Annotated in this window: 18 protein-coding genes and 1 tRNA gene; 11 read left to right on the top strand and 8 right to left on the bottom strand. The window is 65.1% G+C overall.

What is annotated here, in order from left to right; translation table 11 throughout:
• Positions 1-48 precede the first annotated feature (48 nt).
• From H7F36_RS10815 to H7F36_RS10795, 5 genes are all read right to left on the bottom strand, one after another.
• Positions 49-136: transfer RNA gene (locus H7F36_RS10815), tRNA-Ser, on the bottom strand.
• Between the two features lie 15 nt (positions 137-151).
• The gene (gene serS / locus H7F36_RS10810; RefSeq protein WP_187054666.1) at positions 152-1,495 is read right to left on the bottom strand and encodes a serine--tRNA ligase; all 1,344 of its coding nucleotides are present in this window, start codon (positions 1,493-1,495) and stop codon (positions 152-154) included.
• 48 nt (positions 1,496-1,543) lie between these two features.
• Positions 1,544-2,506, bottom strand: a complete 963-nt coding sequence (locus H7F36_RS10805) for a threonine/serine dehydratase (RefSeq protein WP_187054665.1) — start codon at positions 2,504-2,506, stop codon at positions 1,544-1,546.
• The gene (gene ispH / locus H7F36_RS10800) at positions 2,503-3,468 is read right to left on the bottom strand and encodes a 4-hydroxy-3-methylbut-2-enyl diphosphate reductase (protein WP_187054909.1); all 966 of its coding nucleotides are present in this window, start codon (positions 3,466-3,468) and stop codon (positions 2,503-2,505) included. Before ispH ends, H7F36_RS10805 begins: the two co-directional genes overlap by 4 nt.
• A 5-nt stretch (positions 3,469-3,473) precedes the next feature.
• Positions 3,474-3,956, bottom strand: coding sequence for a peptidylprolyl isomerase (locus H7F36_RS10795; protein WP_261802636.1), 483 nt, complete (start codon positions 3,954-3,956; stop codon positions 3,474-3,476).
• A gap of 95 nt (positions 3,957-4,051) precedes the next feature.
• On the opposite strand from H7F36_RS10795, the gene radC reads away from it, so the two are divergent.
• Both radC and H7F36_RS10785 read left to right on the top strand, forming a co-directional pair.
• Positions 4,052-4,729: a RadC family protein gene (radC, locus tag H7F36_RS10790; protein ID WP_187054664.1), complete on the top strand. Its 678-nt coding sequence runs from the start codon at positions 4,052-4,054 to the stop codon at positions 4,727-4,729.
• Complete coding sequence (locus tag H7F36_RS10785) at positions 4,729-5,421, top strand: Smr/MutS family protein (RefSeq protein WP_187054663.1); 693 nt, start codon at positions 4,729-4,731, stop codon at positions 5,419-5,421. Before radC ends, H7F36_RS10785 begins: the two co-directional genes overlap by 1 nt.
• Positions 5,422-5,445: 24 nt before the next feature.
• Here H7F36_RS10785 and H7F36_RS10780 read toward each other — a convergent pair whose 3' ends face one another.
• Genes H7F36_RS10780 through H7F36_RS10770 form a run of 3 tightly spaced genes read right to left on the bottom strand, consistent with a single transcriptional unit; the run spans position 5,446 to position 9,682 of the window.
• Positions 5,446-6,675 carry an NAD(P)/FAD-dependent oxidoreductase gene (locus H7F36_RS10780; RefSeq protein WP_187054907.1) on the bottom strand — a complete coding sequence of 410 codons (1,230 nt, stop codon included), beginning with the start codon at positions 6,673-6,675 and terminating at the stop codon, positions 5,446-5,448.
• A gap of 32 nt (positions 6,676-6,707) precedes the next feature.
• Positions 6,708-7,133: a group II truncated hemoglobin gene (locus H7F36_RS10775; RefSeq protein WP_187054662.1), complete on the bottom strand. Its 426-nt coding sequence runs from the start codon at positions 7,131-7,133 to the stop codon at positions 6,708-6,710.
• 32 nt (positions 7,134-7,165) lie between these two features.
• Positions 7,166-9,682 (bottom strand): ABC transporter permease, encoded by a 2,517-nt coding sequence (locus H7F36_RS10770; RefSeq protein WP_187054661.1) that lies wholly within the window; start codon positions 9,680-9,682, stop codon positions 7,166-7,168.
• A 103-nt stretch (positions 9,683-9,785) separates the two neighbouring features.
• On the opposite strand from H7F36_RS10770, the gene H7F36_RS10765 reads away from it, so the two are divergent.
• The 9 genes from H7F36_RS10765 to H7F36_RS10725 all read left to right on the top strand — a co-directional run bounded on the left by H7F36_RS10765 (position 9,786) and on the right by H7F36_RS10725 (position 20,641).
• On the top strand, positions 9,786-10,097 hold the full coding sequence (locus H7F36_RS10765; RefSeq protein WP_261802575.1) for a hypothetical protein: 312 nt from the start codon (positions 9,786-9,788) through the stop codon (positions 10,095-10,097).
• 93 nt (positions 10,098-10,190) lie between these two features.
• Positions 10,191-13,265: a formate dehydrogenase-N subunit alpha gene (fdnG, locus tag H7F36_RS10760; protein WP_187054660.1), complete on the top strand. Its 3,075-nt coding sequence runs from the start codon at positions 10,191-10,193 to the stop codon at positions 13,263-13,265.
• Between the two features lie 3 nt (positions 13,266-13,268).
• Positions 13,269-14,270, top strand: coding sequence for a formate dehydrogenase subunit beta (gene fdxH / locus H7F36_RS10755; RefSeq protein ID WP_187054659.1), 1,002 nt, complete (start codon positions 13,269-13,271; stop codon positions 14,268-14,270).
• Positions 14,271-14,280: 10 nt separating this feature from the next.
• Complete coding sequence (locus H7F36_RS10750) at positions 14,281-14,910, top strand: formate dehydrogenase subunit gamma (protein WP_187054658.1); 630 nt, start codon at positions 14,281-14,283, stop codon at positions 14,908-14,910.
• A gap of 13 nt (positions 14,911-14,923) precedes the next feature.
• Complete coding sequence (fdhE, locus tag H7F36_RS10745; protein WP_187054657.1) at positions 14,924-15,973, top strand: formate dehydrogenase accessory protein FdhE; 1,050 nt, start codon at positions 14,924-14,926, stop codon at positions 15,971-15,973.
• Positions 15,973-17,433: an L-seryl-tRNA(Sec) selenium transferase gene (gene selA, locus H7F36_RS10740; protein WP_187054656.1), complete on the top strand. Its 1,461-nt coding sequence runs from the start codon at positions 15,973-15,975 to the stop codon at positions 17,431-17,433. Before fdhE ends, selA begins: the two co-directional genes overlap by 1 nt.
• 25 nt (positions 17,434-17,458) lie before the next feature.
• Positions 17,459-18,586 (top strand): acyl-CoA dehydrogenase family protein, encoded by a 1,128-nt coding sequence (locus tag H7F36_RS10735; protein WP_187054655.1) that lies wholly within the window; start codon positions 17,459-17,461, stop codon positions 18,584-18,586.
• Between the two features lie 29 nt (positions 18,587-18,615).
• Positions 18,616-19,479 carry a phosphate/phosphite/phosphonate ABC transporter substrate-binding protein gene (locus H7F36_RS10730; RefSeq protein ID WP_187054654.1) on the top strand — a complete coding sequence of 288 codons (864 nt, stop codon included), beginning with the start codon at positions 18,616-18,618 and terminating at the stop codon, positions 19,477-19,479.
• On the top strand, positions 19,445-20,641 hold the full coding sequence (locus H7F36_RS10725) for a ferritin-like domain-containing protein (RefSeq protein ID WP_187054653.1): 1,197 nt from the start codon (positions 19,445-19,447) through the stop codon (positions 20,639-20,641). The genes H7F36_RS10730 and H7F36_RS10725 overlap by 35 nt, the downstream gene beginning before the upstream one ends.
• The last annotated feature ends 3 nt before the right edge of the window (positions 20,642-20,644 follow it).

Here is a 20,644-nt window from a genome sequence, read left to right as displayed (position 1 = left end):
AACAGACGCAAAAAAGCCCCGGCTGGCGGGGCTTTAGCAATCCATCGCTGGAGGAGAGGGAGGGATTCGAACCCTCGGTACGTTTCCGTACGCCTGATTTCGAGTCAGGTACATTCGACCACTCTGCCACCTCTCCGGTCGCTGTCGAGCCTCAGATTCTAGCAGAGGCTCGGAGCGTTTCGAGGCCGCCGAGGTAAGGATGCAACGCTCGCGGCACGGTGATGGACCCATCGGCGTTCTGATGATTTTCGAGCACTGCGACCAGCGTGCGTCCGACCGCCAGCCCAGAGCCGTTGAGCGTGTGCACGAGTTCGTTCTTGCCTTGCGCGTTCTTGAACCGCGCCTGCAATCGGCGCGCCTGAAAAGCTTCGCAGTTGGAGACCGAGCTGATCTCGCGGTACGTGTCCTGCGCCGGCAACCAGACTTCCAGGTCGTAGGTCTTGCTGGAACCAAAGCCCATGTCGCCGGTGCACAACAGCACCACGCGGTACGGCAACTCCAGCGCCTGCAGCACCGCCTCGGCATGGCCGGTCATGGCTTCGAGCGCTTCGTAGCTGCGATCGGGGTGCGTGATCTGCACCATCTCGACCTTGTCGAACTGGTGCTGCCGGATCATGCCGCGCGTGTCGCGCCCGGCGCTGCCGGCTTCAGAGCGAAAACACGGCGAGTGCGCGGTCAGCTTGATCGGCAACGTCGACTCGGCCACGACCTCATCGCGCACGAAGTTGGTCAGCGGAACTTCGCTGGTCGGGATGAGGTAGAGCGCCTGGTTGTCTGGCACCGGCTCGCCGTCTTGCCCGCCCTTTTTGGCGGCGAAAAGGTCGCCCTCGAACTTGGGCAACTGGCCGGTGCCGCTGAGCGATGCCGCGTTGACGATGTACGGCACATAGCATTCCGTGTAGCCGTGTTTCTCTGTCTGCATGTCGAGCATGAACTGTGCGAGCGCGCGATGCAGCCGGGCGATCGACCCTTTCAACACGCTGAAGCGCGAACCAGCGAGCTTGGTGCCCATTTCGAAGTCGAGGCCGAGCGGTTCGCCCAGGTCGACATGGTCTTTCGCTTCGAAGCCGAGCGGCGTGGCCGCGGCGCCGGCACCGCCTTGCGGCGCCCAGCGACGCACTTCGACATTGCCGTGCTCGTCGGTGCCGACCGGCACGCTGGCATGCGGCAAGTTGGGCACTGCCAGCAACAGCGCCTGCAATTCCGGCTGGATGGCTTCGAGGCGACCGCCTTGCGCCTCTTGCTCGGTCTTGAGCGCGTTGACCTCGGTCATCAATGCATCGACAGATTCGCCCTTGGCTTTCAGTGGGCCGATCTGCTTGTTGAGCGTATTGCGCCGTGCCTGCAACTCTTCGGTTCGGACCTGAAGGATCTTGCGTTCGGCCTCCAGCGCGGTGAAGGCGTGGACATCAAGGAAGGTCTGGTTGGCTTTGCGGGTTTCGAGTCGGGCAACGACCGAGGGGAGGTCCTTGCGGAGCAGGGTGATGTCGAGCATCTGCAGATTTTAGTTGGCCCGACTTCCACCAGACTTCGGCAGCGGGCTTCAGCCGACCATAGCCGGATCGACATTCGCGCCGCAGACGATCAGGCAGACGCGCTCGCCGTCGCGCACCCGGTATGCGCCGGTTTGCAGCGCCGCCAGCGGCAACGCCGCCGCCGGCTCGACCGCCAGCTTCATCTCTTTCCATAGCCATCGCTGCGCCGCGCGAATCGCATCGTCCGGCAGCAGCAGCGCATCGCGCACCTGGCGCTGGGTGATGTCCCACGACAGCGCGCCGATGCGCTTGGCACCGAGCGAATCGGCAGCGATACCGCCAACTTGCACATCGACCGGCTCGCCGGCTTCGCGGGCACGGAACAGCGTCGGCGCGTGTTCGGGTTCGATCGCGACCACGCGGCTGCGCTGCTCGAACCAGGCCGCCAGCCCGCCGATCAGCCCACCGCCACCGACGCTCACCAGAACCGAATCGGGCAAGCCGCCCTGCGCTTCGATTTCGCGGCCCAGCGTGCCGGCACCGGCCACCACTTCGCGTTGGTCGTAGGCGTGGGTCAGCAACGCACCGGTTTCCTTTTGGCGCGCGATGCAAGCGGCCAGCGCATCCGGGTAAATCTCGCCGACCACGACCACTTCCGCACCCAAGTCACGCAGCCGGGCACGCTTGGCTTCGGGCGACACACCGGGCAAAAACACCTCACAGCGCACGCCCAACGCACGCGCCGCCGCCGCCGTCGCGATGCCTGCGTTACCGCCCGATGCGACCACCACGCCGCTGGCCGGTATGTCGTTGGCCAGCAGCCGGTTCATCATGCCGCGCGCCTTGAAGCTGCCGCTGACCTGCAGGTGTTCCAGCTTCAACCAGACCTCGGCACCAGGTGCTACCAAGCCAACGGCCGATGCCGGCAGTTTCCACAGCGGGGTCTGGAGCAGGAAGTGCCCGGCACGCGCGTGCAGCCGTTGCGCCGCGTCTTCGATCTCGCGGCGCCAGTCGATCGTTGTCGTGCTCAAGAGATATGCCCTGGTGAAGATTGGCCAGCGAGCCGAAGCCCCTTCGGCAGCGGGAACTTGACCGTCTCCACGATCCCGTCCATCTTGCGCACCGACACCGCCCCGAGCGCCTTCACGCGATCGATCACTTCCGTCACCAGAATCTCCGGCGCAGAGGCGCCGGCAGTGATCCCGATGCGACTCTTGCCTTCGAACCATGCGGGCTGAAGTTCGTCCGCCGAATCGACCATGTAGCTCTCGGTGCCCAGGCGCTGCGCCAGTTCGCGCAAGCGATTGCTGTTGGAGCTGGTCGGGCTGCCGACGACGATCACCAGGTCGACTTGCGGGCTCATGATCTTGATCGCGTCCTGCCGGTTTTGCGTCGCGTAGCAGATGTCCTGCTGCTTGGGCTCGCGCACCTTCGGAAAGCGCGCGCGCACGGCGGCGGCGATCTCGGCCGCGTCGTCCACGCTCAGTGTTGTCTGCGTCACGACCGCCAGTTTTTCGCTCTGTGCCGGCTGCACGGTCGCCACATCGGCGACGTCTTCGACAAGGTGGATGCCGCCCGTGAGCTGGCCCATCGTGCCCTCGACTTCAGGATGCCCCTTGTGGCCGATCATGATGAATTCGTAGCCCTCCTTGGCGAGCTTGGCGACCTCGACGTGCACCTTGGTGACGAGCGGGCAGGTCGCGTCGAAGATGTCGAAGCCCCGCGCGCGGGCCTCTTGCTGCACCGCCTTGCTGACACCGTGCGCGCTGAACACCAGCGTCGAGCCCGGCGGCACATCGGCCAGGTCTTCGATGAAGATCGCGCCCTTCGACTTGAGCTCGTTCACCACGTAGGTGTTGTGCACGATCTCGTGGCGTACATAGATCGGCGCACCGAACTTGGCCAGAGCGCGCTCCACGATTTCGATGGCGCGGTCGACACCTGCGCAAAAGCCGCGTGGCTCGGCCAACACGATTTCGTCGAGCGTTTTCACTTCGGTCACAGCACGCCGATCAGCTGCACTTCGAAAGTCACGGGCTGTCCGGCCAGCGGATGGTTGAAGTCGAAGCGCACCGCCGTCGCGTTCGACTCGATCACCGCACCGGCGTAGCTTCCGGTGCCATCGGGCGTCGGAAACTGGACCACATCGCCGACCGCATAGCGCTCGTCGGGGTCGCCCATTTTGGCGAGCAACGTCTTGGCGACCCACTGCTGCATCTCGAGATTGCGGTCGCCGAAAGCTTCACCGGCGGGTAGCTGGAAGGTGTCATGCGCGCCTTCTTCAAGTCCGATCAGCCGTGCTTCCATCGCGGGTGACAGCTCGCCGTTGCCGAGCGAAAGCGTCGCTGGTTTGTCCGCGAAGGTGTTGATGACGTCGCCCGCCGGACCGGCGAGCCGGTAATGCAAGGTGAGGAACGAGCCCGCATTCACGACAGGCGCGGTAACGTGGGGGGCAGCGGCAGAAACGGCGATGGGAGGCAAAGACAAAATGGGTGTCCCGATAAACTGGCCCTCATTTTAGGGAGCCGGGCTCGCAGGCTCCAGTTCCGCGCCCAATTCCCTCACCGACTGCCTGCATGGCCTTCAAGGACCTCCCCGCCGATGCCCGCCCGCGCGAGAAGCTGCTTGCTCGCGGCGCCGGTGCGCTGGGCGACGTTGAACTGCTGGCGCTGCTGCTGCGCACCGGCATGGTCGGCAAGAACGTGCTCCAGCTGTCGCAGGAACTGCTCGACACCTTCGGCGGCCTCGCCGGCTTGCTCAACACCAGCCTGGACGATCTGAAGAAGATAAAGGGACTCGGCGGCCCCGCCAAGCGCGCCGAACTCACGGCCGTGCTGGAACTCGCTCGCCGTGCCATGGCCGAGCGGCTGAAAGAGCGGGCGGTGTTCGACTCGCCGGAAGCCGTCAAGCACTACCTGCAACTGCACATCGCATCGCGGCCACATGAAGTTTTCGCAGCGTTGTTCCTCGACGCGCAACACCGGTTGATCGCGCTCGAAGAACTGTTTCGCGGCACGCTGACGCAAACCAGCGTCTACCCGCGCGAGGTCGTCATCCGCGCACTGCACCATCACGCCGCGGCCGTGGTGCTGGCGCACAACCATCCGAGCGGCAGCGTCGAGCCATCGCGCGCCGACGAGTCGCTAACACAGACATTGAAAGCGGCGCTGGCGCTGGTCGATGTCCGCGTGCTCGATCATGTGATCGTCGCGGCGGGCCAGACCCTGTCGATGGCAGAAAAAGGATTGATCTGATGGCACGCGTCAAAGCGGATTCCGGCAAACCACCTGCGGGCCTGCGCCCTGGCCTGCGCTCACTCGCCGACCTGAAGCAGATTCAGCAAACGCTGGCGGCGGAGCGCGAACGCGAGGCCGCCGCCGACGCGTTGCGACTCGCCGCCGAAAAAAAACGCGCCGCGGAAAAAGACCTGTTCAGCCGCGCTATCGGCGCCACCGAACCGCTGCGGCGCAAAGCGTCTGTGGTGCTGACGCCCGAACCGCCCGCACCCATTCCATTCCAACATCAGCTCGACGAACAACGCGTGATGCGCGAATCGATCAGCGACGAATTCGACGTCACCACGCTGCTCGATGTCGACGACGCGATGAGCTTTCGCCGCCCCGGCATCGGTACCGACGTCACGCGCAAGCTGCGTGCAGGCGAGTGGTCGATCCAGCGACAGTGCGACCTGCATGGACTGCGAAGCGACGAAGCGCGTGAGGCGCTCGGCGCCTTCATCCGCACCTCGCACCGTCAAGGGATCCGTTGCGTACGCGTCGTGCACGGAAAGGGACTGGGCTCGCCCGGCAAGATGCCGGTGCTCAAGACCAAGACGCAGCGCTGGCTGATCCAGAAGATCGAAGTGCTGGCCTTCGTGCAGGCCAAGCCGGCCGAAGGCGGCGCGGGCGCGCTGGTGGTGCTGCTGGCGCCGGTGGGACGCCAATAGCGCTGTCGGCGCAATGCCGGCCAGCTAAACCAGAAGCGATTTCAACGGCACCGCCACATCGGCCACCGCCGCCGGCTCGGGGTTGCGCTGCGCCTCCAGCAGCTTGCGGCTCATCATGTGATCGACCGGTGCGTTGGCCGACTCGACGCACACCAGTTGGCCATCGACGTAATGGAACAGCGAGAAGGCATTGGGGTTAGCGCCTGGGCCAGGCCGCCGCACCGTAACCTGGCCCGGTGTGCTCTCGTCCGGCACCAGCCCGACCATCTGCAATCGCATTCCGCCCTGCTCCGACCAGAACCACGGCAACGCATCGTGCGGCCGCGGCGCGCCAGTGAGCGTGGCGGCCGCGGTGCGTGCCTGCTCGTTCGCGTTGGCGACCGATTCGAGCCGCAGCGCACGGCCGGCGCGCCGGTCCGGAAAGCGCGTGCAGTCGCCGATCGCCAGCACCGCCGCGTCGCTGGTCTGCATGTGCGCGTCGACCACGATGCCGTCGGCGCATTCCAGTCCGGTCGCCTCGGCCAAGGTGGTTTCGGGCACCGCACCGATGCCGAGCAGCAGCAGGTCGACCGCCACCTTCACGCCATCGATCTCGATCGACTGCAGGCGGTCTCCAGAGATTTCGAAACCGCCAACCTTGGCGTTCAAAACGATGTCGATGTCGGCCGCGCGATGCACCGCCAGCACATGCGCCGATAACTCGGGTGAGACGGCGCGGCCCATCAGCCGAGGGGCGGCTTCGACAACGCGGACCGTCTTGCCCATCGCCTTGGCAGTGGCCGCCACTTCGAGTCCGATGAAGCCGCCGCCGAGCACGATGACGTGCTGCGCCGACGCGAGCTGCGTGCGCAGGCGGTGCGCCTCGTCGGCCGCTCGCAGCATCGCGACATTGGCAAGGCCATCGGGCAAGCCGGAAAGACGACGCGCACGCGTGCCCGTCGCGAGCACCAGTCGTTCCCACGGCAGTACGGCGCCTGAGCGCAGCGTGACGGTGTGCGCAGCGCGGTCGATCACCGTGGCCTCATTGCCGAGATGCAACGTGATGCCGGCCTCGCGATACCAGTCAGCGGCCTTGTGCGGCTGCGTCGTTTCTTCAGCGCTTTTCAGGAATGCCTTGGACAACGGCGGCCGGTGATACGGCTCGCAAGGCTCCTCGCACACCAGATGCACACGGGCACCCTGCCCGGCCTCGACCAGCGAAGCGCACAGCTGCGCCGCCGCGTGACCGCCGCCGATGATCACGATGTCGTTCATTTTGTTCACGTTGTTCATTTCGTTCATGCCACTCACACCGCCTCTCCCCTGTTACGCATCCAGTCCGCGGTCTTGAAAAAGGAGTCGCGCAGCCGCTCCCGCAGCGCTTCGTCGACACCCGTCTCACCCATCGCCTGGTCCATGCACGCAAGCCACTGGTCGCGCTCCTTGATGCCGATGCTGTGGCCCCCGATGCTCTGCGGCAGATGCCGCGCACGCAGCATCGGGTTACCGAACCGGTCGGTGTAATGCTGCGGTCCGCCGAGCCATCCGCACAGGAACCAGAAGAGACGCTGGCGCGCGTTGTCGAGCGTGTTGCCATGGACAGCGCGCAGCACCGCATAGGCGGGCTCGATCTCCATCAGGTCGTAGAAACGGTCGACCAGCGCCTTTACTTTTTCTTCACCGCCGATCCACACGAAAGGTGAATCGAACTTGGGTTTTTCTTCGATCTGCATGGGGTCGATTGTCGCGATGGTCTTTGCAGTGCTCACTCGGCCGCGCGGCGCAGCGTCTCGACCACCGGCCGGCGCAGCACCTCTCGCAAGCCCCACCAACCGGCCGCCAGCGCCAGCACCGCACCTGTCAACGCGCCGCCCAGCGGCACCAGCGGCGACGCGGTCCAGGTGAACTCGAAGACGTAGCGCGCCAGCGCCCACCCGATGGCCGACGCCACGACGCTGGCGAGCAGTCCAGCCAGCAAGCCGACGCCGATCAGCTCGGCCCGCTGCACTTGCCGCAGCAAGCTGGCGCGTGCACCGACCGCGCGCATCACGGCGAACTCGCGCGCCCGCTCTTCGCGCGTCGCAGTCACCGCAGCGAACAGCACGACGAGCCCGGCTGCCAAAGTGAAGCCGAACAAGAATTCGACCGCGCTGATGACCTGGTCGAGCACACGCTGCACCTGCGCGATGGTCGCGCTCATGTCGACGTTGGTGATGTTCGGGTAGCTGCGCACCAACGCATTGTCGAAGCCCTTGACCGGCGGCGCACGGAACGCGGCGAGGTAGGTCGCCGGCACATCGGGCAGCGTCGCGACCGTGTACATGACGAAGAAGTTGGCGTGCAGCGAGCCCCAGTCGACCTTGCGCAGCGAGGTGATGCGCGCATCGCTCGGGATGCCGCCGACATCGAAGCGCAGGGTGTCGCCGAGCTTCAGCCCGAGCGTTTCGGCCAGGCCTTCTTCGACGCTGATCTCGCCCTTGGCATCGGGTGTCCACCTGCCGGAGGTGATGGTGTTGTGCGCCGGCGCGTCGGCGCTGTTGCTGAGGTTGAACTCGCGATCGACCAGTCGCTTGGCGCGGTCGTCGGCATAGTCGTCGGGCGCGATCGGCTTGTCGTTGATCGCGATCAGGCGCCCGCGGATCATCGGGTACCAGTCGAACTTTGACACGCCCGCATCGCGCAGCGACTTCTGGAACGGGTCGCTCTGCTCGGGCATCACGTTGATGACGAAGCGGTTGGGCGCATCGGGCGGCGTTGCCTTGCGCCAGCTCGAGACGAGGTCGGTGCGCAGCAGCACCAGCAAGATGAGCGCGAGCAGTCCGACAGCCAGCGCACTGACCTGCACCACGGCGTACACGGGGCGCGCCGAGATCTGCCGCGTCGCCAGCACCAGCCAGCGTGGGGCCGTGGTCTCGTTGACACTGCGTCGCAAGACCTTGACCGCAAGCCAGCTCAACGCCGCGAACAACGCGACCGCTGCAGCAAAACCGCCGACTGCGATGAGCCCGAGCTTGATGTCGCTGCTGGCCGCGAGCAGCAGCGCAGCGAAGCCCAGCACGCCGACGGTGAGCACTGCGATCGACGCCGGCTTGAGGCCGCCGACATCGCGCCGGATCACCCGCAGCGGGGGCACCTTGGCAAGCTGCAACACAGGCGGCAGGCCGAAGGCGAACAGCAGAGTCAAGCCCATGCCGAAGCCGAAAGCGACGGGCCATAAAGTGGCCGCCGGCAGCGACGCATCGACCAGTCCGGCGAGCAGCGCGACGAAGACGTAGTGCACGCCGAAGCCGATCGCGACGCCGAGCCCGCTCGCTACCAGGCCGATGATCAGGAACTCGAATGCGTACGCCATGGCGATGGTGCGCTGGCTCTGCCCGAGCACCCGCAGCATGGCGCAGTCGTCGAGATGGCTGGCTGCGAAGCCGCGCGCCGCGAGCGCCACGGCCACGGCCGACAGCAACGCGGCAAGCAGTGCCACGAGGTTCAGGAACTTTTCGGCGCGGTCGAGTGTCTGCCGCATTTCGGGCCGGCCGGTTTCGAACGAGTCGAGCCGTGCGCCACGCAGCTCGCCCTTCTTCAGCGTCGCATCGGTGAAGTCGCTGAACGACTTGACCGCCGCCGCATCGCCCGCCACGGCAAAGCGATAGCTGATACGGCTGGCCGGCTGCACGAGCCCGGTGCGGGCGACGTCGGCCTGGTTCAGCATCACGCGCGGTGCGAAGCTCATGAAGCCGGCGCCGCGGTCGGGTTCGAGCACGACGATGCGCGCGATCTTCAATTGCGTGTCGCCCAGCAACATCATGTCGCCGACCTTCAAGCCGAGCGATTCGAGCAGCGACGCATCGATCCACACGTCGCCGGGTGCGGGAATGTCGCGTGTCGGCTCGCCGGCGCCTTCGGCCGTGACAGAGGTTTGCAGGCGGCCTCGTAACGGATAGCCGGCCTCGACCGCTTTCAGCGCGACCAGCTTGCTGGCGCCGCCTTGGTCATCGCTGGCGCGCGCCATGGTCGGAAAGCCGTAGGTTCCCGCGGCCTGCAACCCAAGGGACTTTGCCTTTTCGACAAATGCCGGTGGCGTCGGGTTGTCGCTGGCCAGCACCGCATCGCCGCCGAGCAATTGCCGCGCATCGCGCTGCAAACCACCCTTGAGCCGATCGGCAAAGAACCCGACGGCCGTGAGCGCCGCGACCGCGAGCAGCACGGCGACGATCAAAAGGCGCAGTTCGCCCGCGCGCAAATCGCGCCAGAGGGTGCGCCAGCCAAGGCGAAAAGAAGCGTTCATCTGGCGACGATAGCCGACGTGGCCGGCGGAATTTGTCTGTAGGGTGATGCCACGGTGCAAGGACTTTGTTCCATTGCTAGACTAATTTGAAAAGGAGTCAAGCTTGAGCCCACGTCATCTCTTCAAAGCATTCGCCACGACCATGGGTCTGGTGGCGCTGCTGGCCTTAGGCGCCTGTGACAGGAAACCTTCGACGCCGCCGCTGCCGACCAGCGCCTCGGGGAGCACGCGTTCCGGCGAATACCCTGCCGGCATCGTTCCTGCCGGATCGGGCGATAAAGTCGATTCCACCTCGACACACAAAGGACCGTCCGAAGGCGGCACCGCCATTGGCGGGATGACATCTGGCCAGGCTGCCACTTCGGGTAACGGCGGCGCTGCTGCGCCGACCGGGGGAGATGGCAAGGCCAAGTGACATCCTCCACTGCGCAGACCCTGATTACGTTTCCAACTCTTTTCGAATAAGTAGAACCCCGATGAAAAACGCACCGTTCAAAAAGGCAGCCTCATGGACATGAATCGCCGCCACTTCTTCCGTGTCAGCAGTGCCGGGCTGGTCGGTTCCAGCCTGGTCGCCCTTGGTTTTTCGCCGACGGCCGCACTGGCCGAGGCACGCAACTTCAAGCTGGCCCGCACCACCGAAACGCGCAATACCTGCCCGTATTGCTCGGTAGGTTGCGGCATCATCATGTACAGCCTGGGCGACAAGGCCAAGAACGTGATCCCGGCGATCCTGCATATCGAGGGCGACCCGGATCACCCGGTCAACCGGGGCACGCTGTGCCCCAAAGGCGCGGGCCTGCTCGACTTCGTGCACAGCCCCAGCCGGCTCAAGTATCCAGAGATGCGCGAACCGGGCAGCAACGAATGGAAGCGCATCAGTTGGGACAGTGCTTTCGAGCAAATCGCAACTTTGCTGAAGGCCGATCGCGACGCCAACTTCCAGCCGACCAACGCCGAAGGCAAGACCGTCAACCGCTGGACTACCACGGGCATGCTGTGTGCATCGGCCTCGTCCAACGAAACCGGGTACCTGACGCACAAAGCATTCCGCTCCACCGGGATGCTCGTCTTCGATAACCAGGCACGCGTTTGACACGGACCTACGGTGGCCAGTCTGGCCCCGACGTTCGGACGAGGTGCAATGACCAACCATTGGCAAGACATCCAAAATGCGGATGTGGTGCTGATCATGGGTGGCAACGCTGCGGAGGCGCATCCCTGCGGCTTCAAGTGGGTCATTGAAGCCAAGAAACAGAACAAGGCAAAGCTGGTGGTGGTCGACCCGCGCTTCACGCGCTCGGCCGCCGTGGCCGACTACTACGCACCGGTGCGTGCCGGCTCGGACATCGCGTTCCTGGGCGGCGTGCTGAACTTCCTGTTGAGCAACAACAAGATCCAGACAGAGTACGTTCGCAACTACACCAACGCGACGTTCATCGTCGGGCCGGACTACAAGTTCGAGGAAGGCATCTTCAGCGGGTACAACGCAGAAAAGCGCACATACGATGCGAAGTCGTGGGGCTATGCGCTCGATGACGCCGGCATGGCGAAAGTCGATATGACCATGCAGGACCCGCAGTGCGTGCTGCAGGTCATGAAGCGCCATTTCTCGCGCTACACCCCAGAACTGGTGAGCCGCATCACGGGTACGCCGCAAGACAAATTCCTGAAGGTGTGCGAGTACATCGCCAGCACGAGCACCACCGACAGGACCATGACGGTGCTGTACGCGCTGGGCTGGACACAGCACAGCCAAGGCACGCAGATGATCCGCACCGCCGCCATCATGCAACTGCTGCTGGGCAACATCGGTGCCTCGGGCGGCGGCATGAATGCGTTGCGTGGTCACAGCAACATTCAGGGCCTGACCGATCTGGGGCTGCTGTCGAACTCGCTGCCGGGCTACATGTCGCTGGCGCGCGATTCGGAGCAGACGCTCGACGTTTACTACAAGAGCCGCGCGCTCAAGCCGTTGCGTCCAAACCAGATGAGCTACTGGCAGAACTACCCGAAGTTCTTCGTCAGCATGCAAAAAGCCTGGTGGGGCAATGCTGCCACCGCCGACAACGATTGGGCTTTTCACTACCTGCCCAAAATCGACAAGGTGTACGACGTGCTGCAGGCCTTCGAGCTGATGAGCCAGGGCAAGATCAACGGCTACATCTGCCAGGGCTTCAACCCGGTGGGCGCACTGCCCGACAAAAACAAGATCATCGGCGGCTTGTCCAAGCTCAAGTTCCTGGTGACGATCGACCCGCTCATTACGGAAACCAGCGAATTCTGGAAGAACTACGGCGAATTCAACGACGTCAAGACGGCCGAGATCCAGACCACCGTGTTCCGTCTGCCGGCGAACTGCTTCGCCGAAGAAGAAGGGTCGCTCACGAATTCGAGTCGCTGGCTTCAATGGCACCTGAAAGGCGCCGAAGGACCCGGCGAGGCGAAGGGTGACCTGGAGATCGTGGCCGGAATCTACAACAAGTTGCGCCAGGCCTACATCAAGGATGGTGGTGCCTTCCCCGACCCGATCGTCAAGCTCAACTGGAGCTACAAGATTCCTTCCTCGCCCTCCGCGCAAGAGGTTGCGATGGAATACAACGGCAAGGCACTGACCGATCTGCTGGATCCGACCGATCCAACCAAGGTGCTGGCCAAGGCAGGTGAGCAGCTTCCCGGCTTCGGATTGCTGCGCGACGATGGCAGTACGGCCAGCGGCTGCTGGATTTACGCAGGCGCCTGGACACAGGCCGGCAACCAGATGGCGCGACGCGACAACGCCGACCCGTACGGTATCGGCCAGGCGCTGAACTGGGCGTGGGCATGGCCGGCCAACCGGCGCATTTTGTACAACGCGGCAGGCGCCGATCCGGCCACCGGCAAACCGTGGATCGCCAAGCGCGGATTGATCAGCTGGGATGGCAAGAAGTGGTCGGGCTCCGACATCCCCGACATTCGCCCGGATGCCGATCCGTTCGCAGTCGATGCGGTGCGGCCATTCATCATGACGGCAGAAGGGGTGGCTCGATTGTTTGCGCCTACCGGTCTGGCCGAGGGGCCATTGCCCGAGCACTACGAACCTTTCGAGTCGCCGCTGGTCAACAACCTGATGCACCCGAACAGCAAGGTGGCGCGCGCGAACCCGGCGGCACGCATTTTCAAGGGCGACCTGGAACGCCTTGGCGTGCCGAAGGACTTCCCTTATGTGGCAACGAGCTACCGCTTGACAGAGCACTTCCAGCAATGGACCAAGCACGTGCGCACGTCGGCCATCATCCAGCCGCAGCAGTTCGTCGAAATCGGCGAGGAACTGGCCAAGGACAAGGGCATTGCCAACGGGGATATGGTCAAGGTCAGCAGCAAGCGTGGCTTCATCAAGGCGGTGGCGCTGGTGACCAAGCGCATCCCTGGCTTGCAAGTCGACGGACGCACCGTGCACACGGTGGGGATGCCGAACCATTGGGGCTTCACGGGCTTGGCCAAGCCGGGCTATCTGGTCAACACGCTGACGCCTTTTGTCGGTGATGCCAACACGCAGACGCCTGAGTACAAGTCGTTTACCGTGAACATCGAGAAGGCTTAATCCATGTCCTCACTTCAAACTCTGGACATCGCCGCCCGCTCGGCCACTACGCAACCTTCGCCCGACGTGCGGCATCGTCCGGCCGTAATGGAGGTTGCCAAACTGATCGATGTATCGACCTGCATCGGCTGCAAGGCCTGCCAGGTCGCTTGCATGGAATGGAACGACCTGCGCGACGAGATCGGTGAAAACGTCGGCAGCTACAACAACCCGAACGACCTGACGCCCGCCTCGTGGACCGTCATGCGCTTTGCCGAAGTCGAGCCCGAACCCGGCAAGCTCGAATGGCTGATCCGCAAGGACGGCTGCATGCATTGCGAAGACCCCGGTTGCTTGAAGTCATGCCCAGCACCGGGCGCGATCGTCAAATACAGCAACGGCATCGTCGACTTCATCAGCGAGCATTGCGTAGGGTGCGGCAATTGCGTCACGGGCTGCCCTTTCGACGTGCCGCGCATCAGCAAGGGCGACAACAAGGCCTACAAGTGCTCGCTGTGCTCCGACCGCGTGGGCGTAGGCCTGGAGCCGGCGTGCGTCAAGGCCTGCCCGACCGGTGCGATTCACTTCGGCACCAAGGAAGCCATGCACGAGTACGCCGACGAGCGCATCGTCGACCTGAAGGAGCGCGGCTTCGCGAATGCCGGCGTGTACGACCCTGCTGGCGTGGGCGGTACGCACGTGATGTACGTGCTGCAGCATGCCGACCGGCCGGGCCTTTACAGCGGCCTGCCTAAAGACCCGCACATCAGCCCGTTCGTTTCGCTGTGGAAAGGCGTGGCAAAGCCACTGGCGGTGCTGGCAATGGCCGGCGCGGTGGTCGGCAGCTTCTTCCACTACATGAAGGTCGGGCCGATCGAGCCGAAAGAAAAAGCCGGCATCGACGGCGACGCCAGCGGCGACGTGGAGATCATCGAAGGGCCGCCGCCACCGCCTAACGACGCGGCACGCATTGCGCTGGCAAGGTCGGGTCCGTCTTCGCGTGCCGATGTGCCGCCTGTGGAATAAGGAGCACGCCATGACGATTCGCTACCTGCGCCGCTACCCGGACTCGACCCGCCTGAACCATTGGTTCGTGGCGATGATGTTCGTCGCAGCCGCCCTTTCGGGGCTGGCCTTCTTTCACCCGAGCCTGTTCTTCCTGAGCGGACTGTTCGGCGGCGGTCCGTGGACGCGTGTGCTGCACCCGTTCATGGGCGTCGCGATGGTGCTCGGCTTCGCCATCCTGTTCTTTACGGTGTGGCGCGACAACGTGTTGAATCGCGTCGACGTCGAATGGATGAAGAACGCGCCGAGCATGCTCAAGGGCGACAAGTCCAAGATGCCGCCGGTCGGCAAATACAACGCCGGGCAAAAACTGGTGTTCTGGGCCTTCGGCGTCAGCTTGGTGCTGCTATTTCTCACCGGCTTTGTTTTCTGGAGCCCCTGGTTCGTCGGCTTCTTTCCGATCACCCTGCGGCGCATTTCGGTGCTGGTGCATGCGTTCTCGGCCATCGTGCTGATCCTGTCGGTCATCACACACGTTTACGCCGCGATCTGGGTCAAGGGGACAACGCGGGCGATGACGCGCGGCACGGTGACCGAAGCGTGGGCCAAGCTCAACCACCCGTTGTGGCACCGCGAAATGACCGGGAATGACAAGCCGTGAATAATCGGCTCCGATGACAAGCAATACCGGCAACGCCCCTCCTGTCCGCAATATTCGGGTTCTGAGTGCCGAAGAAATCGCCTTGCAGGCCGGGCGGCAGATGCCGTTCGTGCGCCCGCCCGAGCGCCTCAATCTGTTCTCCGACCGGCAACTTCGGCTGCGTCAGCTCGCCGCGTCGCACCCGATGCGCGAGTACCTGATCTTCATCGCAGACCTGGCAACGGCACAGCACGAAGTGCTGCAAAACTACCCGGCGGTCGCACTACCGGATACCGAAGCCTGCCAGGCCGCCGCCAAAGCCTTGAAGCCGCCGATGCCGGCCTTCGGCTGGCCGCGCGACCCGGTTTGGCGAGATGGCCTGCGGCGGCTGCTCGGCGTGTTCAGGGAGCGACTGACCGCAGGGCCGGCGCGCGACACCGTCGACCGGTTGCTCGCCAGCCCCGACCATTGGATCGAGCACCAGGCCGATCACCTCTCGCGTCGCATCACTTTAGGGCTCGACCTGGCGACGGCACCGTTGATCGCCGCCGGCCTGCAGACGTATTGGGCACAGCTGGCGATGCTCACTGCCGACACGCACGGCGAACGCGTCTTCGGCCAAACCGAGCCCGCGACCGAATGCCCGTGCTGCGGCAGCGTACCGACCACCAGCATCACGCGCATCGGCGCTGAAGACGCCGGCTTTCGCTATCTGCACTGTTCGCTGTGCAGCACGCAGTGGCATTTCGTTCGCATCAAGTGCACGCATTGCGAGAGTACCGAAGGCATCCATTACCAGGAGCTGGCGGTCGAACAAGGCGCTGCGCCTAGGACCACCGCTGGGTTGCCGGGCGCAAAAGCGGGCGCCGTCAAGGCCGAATGCTGCGACACCTGCGGCCATTACCTGAAGCAGGTCTCGATGGAGAAAGACCCCGAGGTCGAGCCCGTCGCCGACGACCTCGCCAGCGTAGCGCTCGACCTGCTCGTGTCCGAAGCCGGTTTCGAGCGCAGCGGCCACAACCTGATGCTGCTCTTCGGCGACCCGGAGCCGAGTCCGCCAGACCACGACGGCGGAGGCGGCTGATGGCCGCGCCCGAAGAGTCCGTGGTCCACGGCTCGAAGGCAAGGCCCCAGGATCTGCCTTCGGTCGACTTGCTGCTGCGCGGTGCAACGGCAAGCGCTTTGCTTCACGAGCACGGCCACACGCTGGTGGTGAAGGAAGCGCGTGCGCTGCTCGATAGTCTGCGTGCGCAAGCAGTTGCCGGTACGTTGCAAGCAGAAGCAGTAAAGCCCGAAGCCGTCGCCGATGCGCTGACCGCTCGCGTGCGAAGACGCCTCGCACCGCGCATGCAGGCCGTGTTCAATCTCACCGGCACCGTCATTCACACCAACTTCGGCCGCGCCCTGTTGGCCGATGCAGCGTTGCAGCACATGCTCACGCTGATGGCGTCGCCCAACAACCTCGAATACGACCTGGCGTCCGGTGGCCGTGGCGATCGCGATTCGATCGTCGAGGAACTGCTCTGCACGATCACCGGCGCAGAGGCTGCGACGGTCGTCAACAACAACGCTGCCGCCGTACTGCTGACCATCGCGGCGCTGGCGGGCGCGACGCCGGACAAGAGCGAAGTCATCGTCTCGCGCGGTGAGCTGGTCGAGATCGGCGGCGCCTTTCGCATGCCGGACGTGATGGCGAGCGCCGGCGCGCGCATGGTCGAGGTCGGCACCACCAACCGCACCCATCCCGCCGACTACGAGCGCGCCATCAGCGACCGCACTGCACTCGTGATGAAGGTGCACACCAGCAATTACATGGTGCAAGGCTTCACCGCGACAGTCGACGAAGCCGTGCTGGCGCCCATCGCCCATGCGCGCGGCGTGCCGCTCGCTACGGATCTGGGCAGCGGCTCGCTCATCGATCTTGCGCACTACGGCTTGCCGCGCGAGCCGTTGCCGCAAGAGATGCTGGCGGCCGGCTGCGATGTCGTCACCTTTTCCGGCGACAAGCTGCTCGGTGGTCCGCAGGCGGGCTTGATCGTCGGCAGCAAAGAGGCTGTCGGCCGCATCCGCAAGTACCCGATGAAGCGCGCGCTCCGCATGAGCAAGCTGCCGTTGGCTGCCCTCGAAGCGACTCTCATGCTCTACCTGCGGCCCGAGCGGCTGGCACAAGACCTGCCGACGCTGCGCCTGCTGACCCGGCCGGCCGACGCCATCCGGGCATTGGCGCATGCGGTTCGGGGTGCGGTGGCCGACGCGGTCAGCCCGCGCTTCACCGTCGAGGTGGTCGAACTGCTCGGCCAGATCGGTTCCGGCTCATTGCCGGTCGAACGCCTGCCTTCCGCCGGTCTTGCGCTGGCGCCTGCGGGCACGTCGAAGAAGGGCATCGGCACCGCGCTCGATGCGCTGGCGACCGCGCTGCGCAGCCTGCCGCTGCCGGTGATCGGCCGCATCGCGGATGATCGGCTGTTGCTCGACCTGCGGTGCCTCGAAAACAGCGCGCCCTTCGTCGACCAGTTGCCCGCCCTGCGCGAACGACTGCAATAGACCCCACTTACGCTTGATTCATCCCATGTCCCATCTCGACCTGCTTACCCCCATCCTCGCCGACACGCTGGCGCCACTGGCCCAGCGCACCGACACCGAGGGCCGCTTTCCGCGCGAGGTGATCCGGGCTTTGGGCAGTGCGGGCCTGCTCGGACTCGTCTCCGCGACCAGCGTGGGCGGCATGGGCAAGGGCCTTGCAGAAGCAGTGCAGATGGTGTCGCGCATCGCGCAGACCTGCCCTTCGACGGCGATGGTCGTCTGCATGCACTACTGCGCGACGGCGGTCATCGAGCAACAGGGCAACGAGTCGGTGCGCAAGGCCATCGCCGCGGGCAAGCATCTCAGCACGCTGGCTTTCTCCGAAGCCGATTCGCGCAGCCACTTCTGGGCGCCCACCGGCACCGCACGGCTCGACAGTGGCGACCAGGGCGATGCGGTGGTGCTCGACGCGCGCAAGAGCTGGGTCACATCGGCCTTCGAAGCCGACAGCTATGTGTGGTCGAGCAAGCCGCTCGCGGCCGAAGGCGCCAGCACGCTCTGGTACGTGGAAGCCAAGGCGGCAGGGCTCAGCCAGCCCTTCAAATTCGATGGACTCGGCTTGCGCGGCAACGCATCGACACCTGTCACGGCCGAAGGCGTCCGCGTCGCGGCGACCGATCAGTTGGGCGAAGACGGCAAGGGTTTCGACACCATGATGGGCGTCGTGCTGCCATGGTTCACCTCGCTCGCCGCGGCGTGCTCCGTCGGCCTGATGGAAGGCGCCATGTCGCGCGCCATCGGCCATGTGAGCCAGACGCGCCACCTGCATCTCGACAGCTCGCTGGCCGACCTGCCGACGATCCGCGCCTACCTGGCACGCGGCCGCATCAAGACCGACATGGCGCAGGCGCTGCTGGACGACACGGTGGCCGCCATCGGTGCCGGCCGCGCCGACACCATGCTGCGCGTGCTCGAAGTCAAGGCCGCTGCCGCCGAGACCGCGCTCGAAGTGACCGACATCGCGATGCGCGTGTGCGGTGGCGCCGCCTTTCGCAAGGAAGCCGGCATCGAGCGTCTGTTCCGCGATGCACGCGCATCGAGCGTGATGGCGCCGACGTCCGACGTGCTGTACGACTTCATCGGCAAGGCCATCACCGGCCTGCCGCTGTTCTGAACATCGATCAATCACTGAAAGAACACCGCATGTCAGAACAAACTCTGGTGATGGGCGCAGTCGCCTATGCGCCCAAGGTCGTCACCATCTGGGAAGGCTTCAAGGCCTTCTTCATCGCGCACGGCCTGCTTTTCGACTACGTGCTGTATTCGAACTACGAACGACAGGTCGAGGCGCAGTTCGATGGCTCGATCCACCTCGCGTGGAACTCGCCGCTGGCGTGGGTGCGGGCCGACCGCATCGCGCGCAGCAAGGGGCTGCAGGTGAAGTCGGTCGCGATGCGCGACACCGACATCGACCTGCGCTCGGTGATCGTCGTGCGCGCCGACAGTGACATCGAAAAAGCATCCGACCTGCGCGACAAGACGCTGGGCGCCGGTGCGCTCGATTCGCCCCAGGCCACGCTCATTCCACTGGACCATCTGCGGACCGAAGAAGGCCTGATCCAGCGCGACGATTTCACGCTCAGGATCTTCGACGTGCTCGGGGGCAAGCATGGCGACCACATCGGCGGCGAACGGGATGCGGCACGCGCGTTGATGGCCCACGAGGTCGATGCGTGCTGCCTCATCGCGGGCAACCACCTGGCCTTCGGGCTCGACGGCACGTTGCCCGCCGGCAGCACACGCGTCATCGCGAGCACAGCGCCCTTCGACCATTGCAACTTCACGACCAGCCCCGGCGCGCCGGAACGTCAGATCGAACACTTCGTGACGCTGCTGCTGTCGATGCGCTGGGACGACCCGCTGGTGCGCCCGCTGCTCGAACTCGAAGGCCTGCGCGAATGGCGCGCCGGCCGCACCAGTGGCTACGCGCAACTCGAACGCGCCGTCGACAACGAAAAGTTCTACAGCCAAGATGGCCGCATCCTCAACACCGACTATCGATATTGAGTCGCTCGGGCTCGAACAAGGCGCCCTGCTGCTCATCCGCCGTGCGCTGGCCGAGGTGCCTGCGAGCGGCGAACTGCGTGTGCAAGGCACGGCGCCGGCCTGGGACATTCACCTGGAAGCATGGTGCCGGCAGCAAGGGCACGGCGTGCGCTTCGACACGGGCGAGTCCGGCGCAACGCAGGCGCTGTTGACCCGCGCTTCGCACGCCGAAGGGCGCTGGCATGGCGCGCAGTCTGCAAGCGACGCGCCGGCCGAAGACGCCCTCGCTGGCTGGGGTCTGGCCGCACGCGGTGCCACGGTCGAAGCCGGCAGCCCGCCCTTCGCCTTCACACTGCATCGCCGCAACGAGCTGTGGGCAGAGACCGCCGGCGCGCTCTACGCGCAAGCCGCCGCAGCGCAATGGGATCCGGCCACTGCCGTCGATTGGGACACACCTTTCGACCTGCCGCCCGCCGTCGAAGCGGCCGTGGTACAGGTGATGACGTACCTGATCGAAAACGAGAACGCCGCGCTGCTGGTGCCGGCGCGGCACCTCGGCCAGATCCATCCGCACTACCGCGAAGTGCTGCAACTGCTGGCGCTGCAATGCGCCGACGAGGCGCGACACATCGAAGTGTTCACGCGCCGCGTGGCCTTGCGCGGCGGCAAACCTGCGTTGTCGACCGCGGGCGGCCAGGCCAGCTTGCAGTCGCTCTTCGAGGCGCCGGATTTCTCGATCGCGACCTTCCTGCTGTCGGTGCTCGGTGAAGGCAGCTTCATCAATCTGCTCAACTTCCTGCATGCGCACGCGCCCGATCCGGTGACGCGGCAGATCGCCCGGCTGGCAGCGCGCGACGAGGCGCGGCACGTGGCCTTCGGTATGGCGCACTTGGAGTACCGCTTGGCCGAGGAGCCCGACTACCAGATCCGTTTGCGCAATGCGATCGAGCAGCGCTACGACGCGCTTGCCAACAGCGCGGGCCTGAACGAAGAAGTGTTCGATGCGCTGGTGCTGCTGGCCGCCGGCGAGCTCACGGTGCCGGCCATCGCGCGTGGGCACGAGGCGGTGCAGCAACTCAAGCGCGACATGTCTGCCGGCCGGCGTGCGCGGCTCGGGCGGTTGGGCTTCGCGCGTGCTGAAGCAGATCGCCTGGCTGACATGCACACGCGCAACTTCATGTGATGG

Origin of the sequence: Variovorax sp. PAMC28562 (assembly GCF_014303735.1) — a bacterium.
Classification (GTDB): Bacteria; Pseudomonadota; Gammaproteobacteria; order Burkholderiales; family Burkholderiaceae_C; genus Variovorax.
This window is presented reverse-complemented; position numbering and strand designations above follow the sequence as displayed.

Bases quoted from the DNA above. Each gene is read 5' to 3' on its own strand.
- serS (WP_187054666.1), bottom strand. From the start codon at position 1,495: ATGCTCGACATCACCCTGCTCCGCAAGGACCTCCCCTCGGTCGTTGCC.
- radC (WP_187054664.1), top strand. From the start codon at position 4,052: ATGGCCTTCAAGGACCTCCCCGCCGATGCCCGCCCGCGCGAGAAGCTG.
- H7F36_RS10785 (WP_187054663.1), top strand. From the start codon at position 4,729: ATGGCACGCGTCAAAGCGGATTCCGGCAAACCACCTGCGGGCCTGCGC.
- H7F36_RS10780 (WP_187054907.1), bottom strand. From the start codon at position 6,675: ATGAACGACATCGTGATCATCGGCGGCGGTCACGCGGCGGCGCAGCTG.
- H7F36_RS10775 (WP_187054662.1), bottom strand. From the start codon at position 7,133: ATGCAGATCGAAGAAAAACCCAAGTTCGATTCACCTTTCGTGTGGATC.
- H7F36_RS10770 (WP_187054661.1), bottom strand. From the start codon at position 9,682: ATGAACGCTTCTTTTCGCCTTGGCTGGCGCACCCTCTGGCGCGATTTG.
- fdxH (WP_187054659.1), top strand. From the start codon at position 13,269: ATGTCCTCACTTCAAACTCTGGACATCGCCGCCCGCTCGGCCACTACG.
- H7F36_RS10750 (WP_187054658.1), top strand. From the start codon at position 14,281: ATGACGATTCGCTACCTGCGCCGCTACCCGGACTCGACCCGCCTGAAC.
- fdhE (WP_187054657.1), top strand. From the start codon at position 14,924: ATGACAAGCAATACCGGCAACGCCCCTCCTGTCCGCAATATTCGGGTT.
- selA (WP_187054656.1), top strand. From the start codon at position 15,973: ATGGCCGCGCCCGAAGAGTCCGTGGTCCACGGCTCGAAGGCAAGGCCC.
- H7F36_RS10735 (WP_187054655.1), top strand. From the start codon at position 17,459: ATGTCCCATCTCGACCTGCTTACCCCCATCCTCGCCGACACGCTGGCG.
- H7F36_RS10730 (WP_187054654.1), top strand. From the start codon at position 18,616: ATGTCAGAACAAACTCTGGTGATGGGCGCAGTCGCCTATGCGCCCAAG.
- H7F36_RS10725 (WP_187054653.1), top strand. From the start codon at position 19,445: ATGGCCGCATCCTCAACACCGACTATCGATATTGAGTCGCTCGGGCTC.